We start from the raw sequence: 12,429 nt of genomic DNA on the forward strand, positions 1-12,429 counted from the left end.
TTCGTTCAGGGAAACACCGGATACGACGTCCGGATCGAAAACCTCGGCGACCACGTTAGGTTCGGCGCAGTCCCGGTCACACCCCTACCTCCCCCTATGAAATGCGCCGGACCGCACAATGCCTCGACGGCCGGAGCCCGGCGGCACTTCGCGAATGCCGCGGAGCGCCGCCGGAATGGGAAAGCGGGGACGGGCGCGGTCAGCCCGCCTCGCACGAGGGGTCGGCTCCCCCGGCCTCCGCCGGGCTGTTCGGTGCCCACGCGGCACTCGCCGTGATCAGGTCCGCCGTCCACGCCTCCAGTTGCCGGCGCCCGTCGGCGGCACGCGCCCCGACCGGGTTCCCGAGCACTCCGTTGGGGGACACCGCGCGCACCCCGACGCGCCGCAGGCGGGGAAGGAGGTCCGGCAGCGGCCGCTGGTCGCCCCCGACGGCACGGTCGCGGTGCACCGCGTCCGGCCGCAGTGCCAGCATCGCCGCGGTCTCGGTACGGCCGGCGTGTGAGTCCGCCGGATCACCCGAGGGCTCCCAGAAGTGCACGGTGCGGCCCTCCCACCGCAGTCGGGAGACGGCACGGCGGACCGGGGCGGCGTTGCCGCCGTGTCCGGAGATCAGCACCACGGCCGCGAAGTGATCGGCGGAGCGCACCAGCTCGGTCAGCAGCAGTTCTGTCGCCTCCTGCCCGATGGACAGCGTGCCGGGGAACCCGGCGTGCTCGCCGCTGGAGCCGTAGTGCACGGGCGGCGCCACGACGACCCATGCGCGGGCGCGGGCCAGCCGCTCGGCGAGCGCGACCGCGATGTCGGTGTCCACGGTGAACGGCAGGTGCGGGCCGTGCTGTTCGGTGGAGCCGACGGGGACGACGAGCACACTCGCCGAGGCCGTGGCGGCGATGTCCGGCCAGGTCAGGTCGGCGAGCCGGCGGGCTTCGCTCACAGGGTGCGCACCCCGTCCCGCCCCGGCCAGTCGGCGGCGTCGGGCAGCAGGGGTGCGGCGGTGCGGTGTCGCAGCGCGCCCCACCACACGCCGGCGCCGTACGCCAGGTCGTCCGCGACCCGGGCGGCCAGCCATCGCGGCAGGTCCACCCCAGGGCGCTGTCGACGCCAGTCGACCACATGGCGGGCCAGCGCGGCGGCCAGCAGCAGCCGACCCCGTCGGTGCGTCGCCAGGGCCGGCACCGCGGCAGGCCACCACGCACGGGTCGAGGCGTCCGCGAGCAGCCGCCCGACACCCCAGTGGCCCCGCAGGGCCAGCTCGAGCGACTCCTTCGCGGGGACGCCGACCCCACTCAGCTTGCGCGGCAGCATCGCGGCGGTGCCGAGCGCGGTCGCGGCCGCGACGCCCGGACGGCCCGCGGCCAGCGCGGCCCAGCAGAGCAGGCTCCAGCCGGAGGCGCGTACCGGGGCGACGGCGCGGCCGTGGCGCAGCGCGAGAGGGGCGGCGGATGTGCCGTAGCCGAACCGCTGGCGCAGCAGCGCCGGCCAGGTCGTCCGGGGGGCGTGCCGTACGACGGACGACGGTTCGTAGCGCACCTGATGCTTCCCCGGGGCGGTCAGCCGCCACACGAAGTCGACGTCCTCGCCGAAGCGCAGGTCCTCGTCGAAACCGCCGAGCTCCCGCAGCACCGAGGCCCGGACCACCAGGGCGGCCGTGGGCACGTAGCTCACACGGCTGCCGGGGCGGACCACGGAGGGCAGGGGGCCCAGGTCGAGCGGGGAGCGGTGCTGTTCGTAGCGCTCCAGCGTCGTGGGCCCCGGCAGGCTCGCCACCCGTGGGGCGACGGCGGCCACTTCGGGGTCGGCGAAGTGCGCGAGCAGCGGCGCCAGCCAGCCCTCCTCGGGGACGACGTCGGAGTCCAGGAAGGCCACGAACTCGGTACGGGCCAGCCGCCAGCCCGTGTTCCGGGCGGCGGACGGCCCCCGTGACACGGGGTGGCGGGCCGCGGCCCGGGGAAGGGGCACGGCAGACCCGTCGTCGACGACCACGACGGCGGCGACAGGGCCGGGCGAGGGAGGGTGGTGGGCGCCGCCCGGGTCGCCCTTGAACGGGATCACGACCGTCACGTCGGCGGCGGTCGGCCGGGTGCCGGAGTGCACGGGGTGCGCCATCCCGCACCGCACCAGCTGACCGGCCAGGCGGCGGTGGCCGGGGCGGTCCGCCACGGGCTCTCCGGCGAACCAGCCCGCCACCAGTGCCGCCGCCGGCCCGTTCAGCCGAAGTACCCGGTAGGGGGAGCCGCCGAGGAGAGTGCGCCCGCCCGACAGCCGGCGCGTCGCCGGGTCGGCGGACAGCCGGAGCACGGCGGGGGTACCCATGTCCTGTGTGGTGGGTCGGCTCATCCGGTGAAGACTCCGTTCGCGTGGACGACGGTGCTCACGTCCGTGCCCTGAGGTGCTCCAGCAGCAGCCGGGCCGCCTCGGCGGGGCTGCCCGGAGCGACCAGGCGCGGCGGGACGCGCGGCGTGGTGTGGGCCCCTGTGAGGGCCAGGAGCCGGTCGCGGGGCAGGTCGCCTGCGGGGGCGGGCAGATAGCGCGGACGGGCCCGGTAGGGGCGGACCGGGCCCGTCCGCACTCCGGAATCCGGGGACGCGGGCACGGTGACCGAGGGGACCGGCCGGGTGCGGGCCGCGAGCACGGTACGCAACGGCGCACGGCGCGGCACGGCGGTGCCGGGTTCCACCGAGCACACCGCGGGAAGCGGTACGTCGAGCACTTCACGGCGCCCGCCGTCGAGCCGGCGCACCGCCCGCAAGCCGCCGTCGTCGACGTCCAGTTCCGTCAGCCCGAGGGCCTGCGCGGCGCCCAGCAGGGCCGCCAGGAACGCGGGGGTGCTGCCGGTGCCGCGTTCCGCCGAGCGGTCCCCGCACATCACCAGGTCGGGAGTGACGCCCGTCGCGGCAAGCCCCGCGCACAGGGACACGGCGGTCGCCGCCCCGTCGCCCGACGGGCCGTCGATCCGCAGGACCTCGTCGGCGCCGGCGGCCAGCGCGTCGCGCAGTACCTCCTCCACCGTCGGCGGGCCCACGGTCACGGCCAGACAGCGGCCCCCGAGTTCCTCGGCGACACGCACCGCGAACTCCAGCGCACACCGGTCGGCCGGACCGGCTCCTCCGGCGTAGGAGTCGGTCGTCACCCGTCCGGTGAGCGGGTCCACCGCGGCACGCGGGTCGCCGAATCGCAGAGCGGCCGCCACCAGCACGACGCTCACCCCTTCCGGAAGGCGACGCCGTGGCCGCCGTCGGGATAGGTCCAGGTGATGGCCCCGTCGGCGTCGCACACCTGGTAGCAGGTTCCGCACTCGAAGCACTGCTCGTAGTTGAACAGGATCGAGCCGTCGCTCGTCGGCACGAACAGCCGGGCCGGGCAGGCGTGCACGCATACGCGGGTCGAGCAGCCACGGCACACGTCGGAGTCCACCGTGATGTGCGGCCGTTCGGAAACCCGGAACTCCACGGTGGACATCCGGTCCTCGAAGGAGTGGTCGGGCAGACCGCCCGGCCGCTCGGAAGGCGTGGGAGTCATCCGAAGGACCTCCACCCGGTGAAGGAGTCGGACAGGACATGACGCAGACGCACCCCGTGCCGCCGGGCCGCGGATCGCGCGAGCGCGCGCAGCCGCGGTTTGGGACGCCGGTTGTCGACCGTGAAGAAGCCCTGGACGAGGTCGCACAGCAGCCGGGGATAGGCCCGTTGCACCCGGTCGGAGAAGACCAGCTGCGGCACCCGGCGCAGTCTGCGCAGGTCCTGGAGCACGAAGGAGTCGTCCAGCGCCCGCCGGTAGCCGGCGAGCGCGGCGGCGGAGGTGTCCGCGCCGGCGCAGGCGGCGGCCGCGGCGCGCCCCGCGTGCATGCCCGAGCCCAGCGCGTAGTTCACGCCCTCCAGCCACACGCCCGCCGCGAGGCACATCGCGGCCGCGTCACCGGCCACCAGGATGCCGTCGCCGACGAGTTCGGGCATGGTGTCGTAGCCGCCCTCCGGAATCAGGTGCGCGGAGTACTCCTTGAGTTCGCCACCCCGGATCAGCGGGGCCACCGCCGGGTGCGCCTTGAGTTCCGCGAGTACCTCCTCGGGCCGGACACCGGAGGCGGCGAGCCCGGTCAGCGACAGGACGACGCCGATGCTGACGGAGTCGAGGTTGGTGTACAGGAAGCCGCCGCCGGGGATGCCGCCGGTACCGCCGAGGATCTCGATGTCCTGGCCGTGGCGGCCGCTGAGGCCGAAGCGCTCCTCGATCACCTCGCGGGGCAGGGCCAGGGTCTCCTTGACCCCCAGGGACGTGTGCTCGGCCTGCCGGCCGGGGACGCCGGCGAAGAGCCCCGCCTCCTTGGCGAGGAAGGAGTTCACCCCGTCGCAGGCGATCACCACGCCCGCGGTGAGCTCCCCGTCCGGGCGGTCGGTGCGGACTCCGGTGACCCGGCCGTCGGCATCGCGAAGCAGCCCGGTGGCCGTGGTGGACGGCACGAGGACGGCACCCGCCTCCTGGGCGAGCGAGACGAGCCAGCCGTCCAGCTCCGCGCGGAGCGCCGTCGCGCCGTTGTACGGGGCGGAGCCCCAGTCCTCGGTGCGGAAGTCCACGGTGAGTGCCTGGTGGTCGGTGAGCAGCATGGTGGAGCGGCGGGTCACCCAGCGCTGCACCGGCATGTGCTCCGGCCATCCTGGCGCGAGTTCGTCGAGGACGCTGCCGTAGACCACGCCTCCGTACACGTTCTTGGCCCCGGGATAGGGGCCGCGTTCGAGCAGCGCGACGGACCGCCCGGCGCGTGCCGCCTCGAGCGCCGCCGCCGCTCCGGCGGGGCCGGCGCCGACGACCACGACGTCGAAATCCGGGTGCTTGTTCATCGGATCGCTCCGCTCTCCTCGGCGTCGGCGACATGCCCCGAGGTCTCCGGGATCCCCAGCAGCCGGGCGATTTCGGTCAGCACGGCCGTGGCGTCGGCCACGATGCCGAGGTCGGCCATGGCCGTCATCGGGCAGTGCGGGTCGGTGTTGACGCTGACGACGTGGCGCGGGGAACCGAGCCCGCCGGTGTGGTGCGGGGCGCCGGAGACACCGAACGCCACGTACAGGTCCGGGTCGACGGTGACGCCCGTGGTGCCGATCTGCCGCTCGTAGCCCAGCCAGCCGGCGTCGGTGACCACGCGGGTCGCGCCGTGGGAGGCGTCCAGGGCCGCGGCCACCTCGGCGAGCAGCCCCACCGCCGCGGCGGAGCCGAGCCCGCCACCCGCGCAGAACACCCTTCGGGCCTCGGCCAGGGAGCCCGCCGCACCGGAACCGGTCTCCGTCGCCAGGGAGCGGGCGTCGGCGACCGGCCGGGCCGGGTCGAGTCCGAGGGTGGTGACCACCGGGGGCCCGGGGGCCGGTTCGGCGCCGCTCAGTCCCGGCACCAGGGTGGCCACGAACGGCCCCTCGACGGTCAGTTCCACCAGGGCCCTGCCGTCCCAGCGCAGCACGTCGGCGCCGTGTTCCCGTACGTATGATGCGCCGGCGAGCAGCGGGCGGCCGAGTTCGGCGGCCAGCCGCGGTGCCAGGTCGCGGCCGTCGGGCGAGGCGGGCAGCACCACGGTGTGCACCGGTGAGAGGACGGGGGCCAGACAGGCCGCCAGCGTGCCGGGCGCCGTGCCGGTCTCGGCGGCCCACACCCGTCGTGCCGAGGTGAGCGGGCCGTGGGCCTCGCCCGTCCCGGTACCGACCAGCAGGACGGCGCCGCCCGCTTCGGCGGTGGCCTCGTCCGCACCGGCGGGCAGGTCGCCGTCCCGTACGACGAGGACCGCGACGGCGGGCAGCGGGGCGGCAAGCGTGGCGGGAAGCGTGTTCATACCGCCACTCCCGCCCGGTGTCCTTCGACGACCGCCGCGTGCGCCCGGCGGGGCGCCAGACAGTCGCCCGCCCGCCGCACGGTGAACGGCGCGTCCTTCAACGCGTGCCAGAGCGCGTCCTCCGGGGCCTGGTGCACCGCGCACACCACCCAGTCGTAGCGCTCCTGCACGACTTCTCCCGTGGTGTGCGTGAGCACGTCCAGCTCCACTTCCGCACCGTCGCCGCGGGCACCGGTCACCACCTGGTCGGTGGCGTGCTCGATGCCCTTGGCATGCGCGCGTACTGAATAGGTCTCGAGGTCGAGGGTGATGCCGAGGTCCTGCCCGACGACCATGCCCGGCGTGCTGATGCGGACCCGGCAGCCGCGGTCGGCCAGTAGTTCGGCGACGGACGTCGCCTGGTGGAAGGAGAGTTCGTCCACGATCAGGACGCGGTCGCCCGCTCCGGGTGCGGCCCGGCCCTCCAGCACGTCGCGCACGTCGACGACACGGTCGAGCCCAGCTGCCCAGTACGGGGGCTGGGGGCGGGCCCCGGTCGCCAACACCACCGCGTCCGGCGCGGCCGCACGCACCGACTCGGCGGTGGCCTCCACGCCGGTGTGGATCCGCACACCGTGCCGGTGGCACTCGGCGAGCAGGTTGCGCACCACGTCCAGGAACTCGGCGCGGCCCGGGGCCGTGGCGGCCACCTGGACCTGCCCGCCCGTCGTCATGGCACGCTCGTACAGCGTCACCCGGTGTCCGCGCTGGGCCGCGGTGGCCGCGGCCTGCAGACCGGCCGGTCCGCCGCCGACCACCAGGACCTGTCGCGGCCGTGGCCCGGGCGGCTGCAGGGAGACCGCCTCACGGCCCGCCCGCGGGTTCTCGATGCAACCCAGCCAGCGGTTCAGGCCCATCCGGCCCACGCACTCCTGGTTGCAGGACATGCAGGTGCGGATGTCGGAGGTGCGTCCGGCACGGGCCTTGACCGCGAAGTCGGGGTCGGCGATCTGACCGCGGACCACGCCCACCAGGTCGCAGTGTCCCTCGGCCAGTGCCCGTTCGGCCTGCACCGGGTCCTTGATACGGCCCACGCCGACCACGGGCAGCCGTACGGCGCGTCGGATGGCGTTGGCGACGAAGAGGGCGTAGCCGGGCGGCACGGTCATCGACGCCTCGATCATGTACAGCGTGGACGTGGCCACGCCGATGGAGGTGTTGATGTAGTCGACCTCTCCGGTGGCCTCCACGAGCCGGGCGGTCTCGACCGCCTCGTCGACGGTCGTCCCGCCCTCGATCAGTTCGTCCCCGCACAGCCGTACGCCCAGCGCTCGGTCGGGGCCGAGCGCCTCGCGCACCGCGTGGACGATCTCCAGCAGGAGGCGGGTGCGCTTGGCGAGCGAACCGCCGTAGGCGTCCGTGCGTACGTTGGTGGCGGGGGACAGGAAGCCACGCACGATCGAGGAGTGCGAGCACTGCAGCTCCACCCCGTCGAAGCCGCCCTGGGCGCAGTGCCCGGCCACCGTGGCGTATCCGGCCACGATCTCGGCTATCTCGCCGGTGGTGACGGCCTTGGGCACCTCGCGGAACAGCGGGTCGGGAACCGGGGACGGGGCCCACACCGGCAGCCGCGAGTACATCGAGGAGGCCTGGCCGCCGTTGTGGTTGAGCTGCGCGAGGATCGGCGTTCCGTGGGCGTGCACCGCCTCGGTGATCCTGCGGTAGCCGGACACCGCCTCGGGCCGGTAGCCGTGGATCAGCTTCTCGTAGGGCCAGTCCGTGACGTGGGTGGAGTGCTCCTCGGTGATGATCAACCCCGCCCCGCCGGCGGCGCGGGCCGCGTAGTAGGCGGCGTGCTGTTCGCTGGGCAGGCCGTCCTCGGCGTAGTTGGTCAGGTGCGCGGAGAAAACGATCCGGTTGGCGACCGTCAGTGGGCCGAGGCGCAGCGGCGAGAACAGGTGGCGCAGTGCGGTCATCGCCGGGTTCCGCCTTCCAGTGCCAGGGCCGCCCGGCGGCCCTCGAGCACGGCTTCGTGCACCGTCCTGGGCGCCACGCAGTCCCCGGCGCGCGGCTCGGCCTCCAGCGAGGTGTCGGGCAGGCGGTGACCGCAGTGCACGACCGCGGCGCACGGCAGCGAGCGCCGCTCCCCCGTCAGCACGTCCTCCACCAGGGCGCCGTCGGCGTCCACCGCCCGCAGGGTGTGGCGCTTGAGCAGCGTCACGCCGGCCCGCCGTAGCCGGGTGTTGGCGTCGGCGAGGTCGCCGGTCAGCGCCAGTTGCGTGCCGATCACCTGGTCCTGGGTGACGATCGTGGTGGGCCGGCCGTCGGCGGCCAGCAGCTCGGCGACCGCGGTGCCGGTGGCGTCGCCGACCGGGTCGTGCACCAGAACCGCACCGTCGGGCAGCCGTGCCCGCCCGGCCAGGACGTCGACGGCTTCGACGACGTGCCCGCCGACGTCGTAGAGCCGTGGCCCCGGACGGGAACCGGAGGCCAGCACCACCGGGCGGCCCGACAGGTCGCCCTGGACGGCCTCGGTTCCGGTGCGCACCCGCACACCGAGCCGGCGCACCTCGGCCTCCAGCCAGTCCGCGAGCGGAGACCAGCGCTCACCGGCGTCCCGCAGCGTCCCGCCCAGCCGGGCGCGGCGCTCCTTGAGCTCCACGCGATGGCCCCGCCCGGCCAGCACCCGGGCCGCCTCCAGGCCGGCGGGTCCGCCGCCGACCACGAGCACGTCCAGTGCGCGGTCGGACGGCACCTGCCCGCCGAGGGAGGCGTCCTCGGTCTCGTGGCCGCTCGCCGGGTTCGCGACGCAGGAGACGACCGGGTTGCGGTTGTCCCGCACCCGGCACTTCTGGTTGCACCGCACGCAGGGGCGGATCCGTTCGGGACGTCCGGCGCGTACCAGTGCGACGAGGTCGGGATCGGCGATCTGCGCCCGGGTCATCTCGACCAGGTCGGCGACGCCGTCGTCCAGCGCCCGCTGGGCCTGGGCGGGATCGGTCACCGACCCTTGGAGCACCACGGGCACCGCTTCGCCCACCGCCGTGCGCACCGTGCGGCACAGCTCGGTGTTGAAGCCGGCGGGGGTGTGGAAGTCGGGCCGGGTGGCGGAGACCGACATGGCGGAGCCGCGGACGACGACCAGATAGTCGACGCATCGCGCCAGCTCACGGGCGACGCCCACGGACGCCTCCGGGGTGAGGCCGGCCCACGGGGCGAGTTCGTCGCAGGACAGCCGCAGTCCCAGGACGCGGTCGGTGCCGAGAGCGTCGCGGACGGCGTCCAGCACCTCGCGCAGCAGCCGTGTCCGGTTCTCGGCCGTGCCGCCGTAGCCGTCGGTGCGCAGGTTGGTGAGGCCGGAGAGGAACTGGCGCAGCAGGCTGTGCTGACCGGCGTCGATCTCCACACCGGCCAGGCCGTTGGCGGCGGCGAGACCGGCGGCGGCCGAGAAGCCGTCGACCAGCTGGCCGATCTCGGGCTCCTCCATCTCCATGGGCATCTCCCTGCTGGTCACGTCCGCCACGCGGGACGGCGCCCACAGCGCCGACTGGTGGTGGGCGGAGGAGCCCTGCGAGCCGGCGTGCCCCAGCGAGGCCAGCACCAGCGTGCCGTGCGGTGCGCACGCCGCGGCGACCTCGGCCCAGCCGGGGCCGCAGTCGGCGGCGAGCGGGGCCCGCTCATAGGGCCAGTCCGAGGGGTGCACACTCGCCGTCTCCGTGACGATCAGACCGGCACCCCCGGCCGCGCGGCGCCCGTAGTAGTCGACGTGACGGCGGGTCAGGGCGCGTCCCTTGCCGAGGTTGGTCTCGTGCGGACCGAACATCACGCGGCTGGGGGCCGTGCGGGGTCCCACGACGACCGGATCCGTCAGGCGCACGTCCGGCCGGCCCCTCGGAGGTCCGCCAGCGGGCTGGTGTCGCACGGCCGGTCGGGGGCGGTCGCCGGCGCGGGCGGGCCCCAGCCGATGCTGACGGGCACGGGACGGGAGCGCGGGGCACGCGCGGTGCGGTGCGAGTGGTCGCCGCTCGGCCGCGGCACCTGCTCCGTGCCGACGGCGGCGAGCGCCGACCGCGCCGCGCCCTTCACGCACTCCGGGTCGGGGCCGTCCAGCGGCAGCCCGGTGAAGAACTTGGCGGCCATGCAGCCGCCCCGGCACACGTCGTACGCCGAGCACGCCGTGCACGCCCCGCCCGTCTGCGGGGCGCGGAGCTCTGCGAACAGCGGGGACGTACGCCACACGTCGGCGAAACCGCCGGGGGAGCGGACGTTGCCGGCGAGGAACTCGTCGTGGATGGCGAACGGGCAGGCGTACACGTCGCCCACCGGGTCGATGAGGCACACCACACGTCCGGCACCACACAGGTTGAGCCCTGGAAGTGCACCGTCGCCGAGCGCGTTGAGGTGGAAGAAGGAGTCACCGGTGAGCACACCCTCCCCCTGGTCGAGCAGCCAGTGGTAGAGCCCGCGTTGCTGCTCGGCGGTGGGGTGCAGCTCGTCCCAGACGTCGGCCCCGCGCCCGGCGGGCCGCAGACGGGTCAGACGCAGCTGGGCTCCGTGTGCGTCGGCGATCGACTTGAACGCGTCGAGCTGACCGACGTTGTGCCTGGTCACCACCACGCTGAGCTTGAAGCCGGAGAAGCCGGCGTCCGCGAGGTTGCGCATGGCCCGCATCGCCGTCGCATGGGAACCCGCGCCGCGCACGGCGTCGTTGACCTCGGCGGTGGCGCCGTCCAGCGAGATCTGGACGTCGACGTAGTCGCTCGCGGCCAGCCACCGGGCCCGCTCGGCCGTCAGACGCACCCCGTTGGTGGAGAACTTCACGCCCACCCGGCGCGTGGTGGCGTGCTGTACGAGCTCCCAGAAGTCCGGCCGCACCGTCGGCTCGCCGCCGCCGATGTTCACGTAGAAGACCTGCATCCGCTGCAGCTCGTCGATGACGGCCTCGCACTCCTGGGTCGTCAGTTCGCGCGGGTCGCGCCGACCGGACGAGGAGAGGCAGTGCACGCACGACAGGTTGCAGGCGTACGTCAGTTCCCAGGTCAGACAGATCGGGGCGTCGAGCCCGGTCTCGAAATGGTCGACGAGCCTCACGCGGCACGCTCCAGGAAGGTTCCGGGACGGGGTTCGATCACGGCGCCGTCCGCCAGGGTGGCCAGGGCCCGCAGGTAGGCGCCGCGCTGCTCGACGGCCACTCCCGCACCCGCGAGCGCGGCGTGGACGTCAGGATGGTCGCCCAGGGTCCGTACGACGTCGACGAGCAACGGGGTCTTGAGGAAACTCAGCCGACGGGTGCGGAAGTCGTAGGCGAGCGCGCCGAACGGCTCCGGGCGCAGTGCCACGCTCGGCGAACACCGGTAGGGGCGCTCGGGAGTGAACACATCCGGCTCCTGGCTAGTAGACACCGCACATGCCGTCGATCGACACCTCTTCGACGAGGAGCTCCTCGGCCACCGGTTCGCCGGCGCCGGACTCCGGCAGGGCCGGGTTCTCCTCGGCCGCTGCTTCAGCGCCCATGACGGACTCCCTTCGACAACACGTCAGACGAGGTTTCAGAAAAGATGATGTGTTTCCTCGGTAAGCGCAGTCCACCCCTACTTATCTAGGGGTTGTTCGCGCTCTGTCGGCTGCCGGAGGGCTTTGATAATGAGACGCAGAATCACCCGACGGCAAAGAAGAGATCCTGATGGATCCGACGTCCGAACAGGGAGGGTCCCCCATGGGACGAGTGGCTGGGAAAGTGGCGCTGATAACCGGGGCCGCGCGCGGGCAGGGACGAAGCCACGCCGTGCGGCTGGCCGAGGAGGGCGCCGACATCATCGCGGTCGACCTGTGCGAGGACATCGAGGGCGTGCCGTACCCGATGGCGTCGTCCGACGACCTGGAGGAGACGGCGCGGCTGGTCGAGAAGGCGGGCCGGCACATCGTCACCCGGCGGGCGGACGTGCGCGACCGTGACGGGCTGAAGACCGCCGTGGCCGAGGGCGTGGCCGAGCTGGGCCGTCTCGACGTGGTGGTCCCCAACGCGGGCATCCTGCCCATCGGAGCCGGGCGCCCGATCAGCGCCTTCGCCGACACCGTCGACATCAACCTCGGCGGAGTCTTCAACACCGTGCACGCCGCTCTGCCGCACCTGGGCGAGGGCGCCTCGATCATCGTCATCGGTTCGATGACCGCGCTGCAGCCCGGACACGGCGACGTCTCCCCGGCCGGCCCCGGATTCGCGGCGTACCGCTTCTCCAAGCACGCGCTCGTCGAGTACGTCAACACGCTCTCCCAGCTCGTCGCCGGCAGCGGCCAGCGCGTCAACGCGGTGCACCCGACCAACGTCGACACGCACATGCTGCTCAACGACGCCGTGTACAAGGTCTTCCGGCCGGACCTGGACGAGCCGGTGCGTGAGGACGTCGACCCGGTCTTCACCGGCCTGCAGTCGATGCCGGTGCCGTTCGTCAACCCCGTCGACGTCTCCCACGCCGTGGTCTACCTCGCGTCCGACGAGTCCCGTTACGTCACCGGCCTGCACCTGAAGGTCGATGCCGGCGCCACCGTCAAGCTCGGCCTGTGAGACGGCCGTCAGGGGCCGCCCGTCCGGGCGGCCGGGCCGGGTGCGCGATGCACTGTTCGAACCCCATGGAAAA

The 12,429-nt window shown here is 73.9% G+C and carries 12 protein-coding genes; 1 reads left to right on the forward strand and 11 read right to left on the reverse strand.

Translation table 11 applies throughout. The features are described from left to right. Positions 1–199 precede the first annotated feature (199 nt). The 11 genes from mftE to mftA are packed head-to-tail and all read right to left on the reverse strand — an operon-like array spanning position 200 to position 11,305. On the reverse strand, positions 200–934 hold the full coding sequence (gene mftE, locus AB0A69_RS32945; RefSeq protein WP_361429643.1) for a mycofactocin biosynthesis peptidyl-dipeptidase MftE: 735 nt from the start codon (positions 932–934) through the stop codon (positions 200–202). Further along, positions 931–2,313: a mycofactocin biosynthesis glycosyltransferase MftF gene (mftF, locus tag AB0A69_RS32950; RefSeq protein ID WP_361429645.1), complete on the reverse strand. Its 1,383-nt coding sequence runs from the start codon at positions 2,311–2,313 to the stop codon at positions 931–933. Before mftF ends, mftE begins: the two co-directional genes overlap by 4 nt. 58 nt (positions 2,314–2,371) lie before the next feature. After that, a complete protein-coding gene (locus AB0A69_RS32955; RefSeq protein ID WP_361429647.1) occupies positions 2,372–3,190 on the reverse strand; it encodes a mycofactocin-associated electron transfer flavoprotein beta subunit in 819 nt (272 codons plus the stop codon). Between the two features lie 11 nt (positions 3,191–3,201). Then, on the reverse strand, positions 3,202–3,519 hold the full coding sequence (locus AB0A69_RS32960) for a 4Fe-4S dicluster domain-containing protein (RefSeq protein ID WP_361429649.1): 318 nt from the start codon (positions 3,517–3,519) through the stop codon (positions 3,202–3,204). Further along, a complete protein-coding gene (locus AB0A69_RS32965; protein WP_361429651.1) occupies positions 3,516–4,835 on the reverse strand; it encodes an FAD-dependent oxidoreductase in 1,320 nt (439 codons plus the stop codon). Before AB0A69_RS32965 ends, AB0A69_RS32960 begins: the two co-directional genes overlap by 4 nt. Then, a complete protein-coding gene (locus tag AB0A69_RS32970) occupies positions 4,832–5,812 on the reverse strand; it encodes a mycofactocin-associated electron transfer flavoprotein alpha subunit (protein ID WP_361429653.1) in 981 nt (326 codons plus the stop codon). The genes AB0A69_RS32965 and AB0A69_RS32970 overlap by 4 nt, the downstream gene beginning before the upstream one ends. After that, positions 5,809–7,767, reverse strand: a complete 1,959-nt coding sequence (locus AB0A69_RS32975; RefSeq protein WP_361429655.1) for a mycofactocin system FadH/OYE family oxidoreductase 2 — start codon at positions 7,765–7,767, stop codon at positions 5,809–5,811. Before AB0A69_RS32975 ends, AB0A69_RS32970 begins: the two co-directional genes overlap by 4 nt. Then, positions 7,764–9,644, reverse strand: a complete 1,881-nt coding sequence (locus AB0A69_RS32980) for a mycofactocin system FadH/OYE family oxidoreductase 1 (protein WP_361429657.1) — start codon at positions 9,642–9,644, stop codon at positions 7,764–7,766. Before AB0A69_RS32980 ends, AB0A69_RS32975 begins: the two co-directional genes overlap by 4 nt. 14 nt (positions 9,645–9,658) lie before the next feature. Then, on the reverse strand, positions 9,659–10,882 hold the full coding sequence (gene mftC / locus AB0A69_RS32985; protein ID WP_361429659.1) for a mycofactocin radical SAM maturase: 1,224 nt from the start codon (positions 10,880–10,882) through the stop codon (positions 9,659–9,661). Further along, entirely contained in the window at positions 10,879–11,169 is a 291-nt protein-coding gene (gene mftB, locus AB0A69_RS32990; protein ID WP_361429661.1) for a mycofactocin biosynthesis chaperone MftB, read from the reverse strand. Before mftB ends, mftC begins: the two co-directional genes overlap by 4 nt. Before the next feature lie 13 nt (positions 11,170–11,182). Beyond that, positions 11,183–11,305 carry a mycofactocin precursor MftA gene (gene mftA, locus AB0A69_RS32995; RefSeq protein ID WP_361429663.1) on the reverse strand — a complete coding sequence of 41 codons (123 nt, stop codon included), beginning with the start codon at positions 11,303–11,305 and terminating at the stop codon, positions 11,183–11,185. Positions 11,306–11,507: 202 nt separating this feature from the next. Between mftA and AB0A69_RS33000 the strand changes: the two genes are divergently transcribed. Further along, entirely contained in the window at positions 11,508–12,356 is an 849-nt protein-coding gene (locus AB0A69_RS33000; RefSeq protein ID WP_361429665.1) for a mycofactocin-coupled SDR family oxidoreductase, read from the forward strand. The last annotated feature ends 73 nt before the right edge of the window (positions 12,357–12,429 follow it).

Origin of the sequence: Streptomyces sp. NPDC045431 (assembly GCF_040646655.1) — a bacterium.
Classification (GTDB): Bacteria; Actinomycetota; Actinomycetes; order Streptomycetales; family Streptomycetaceae; genus Streptomyces.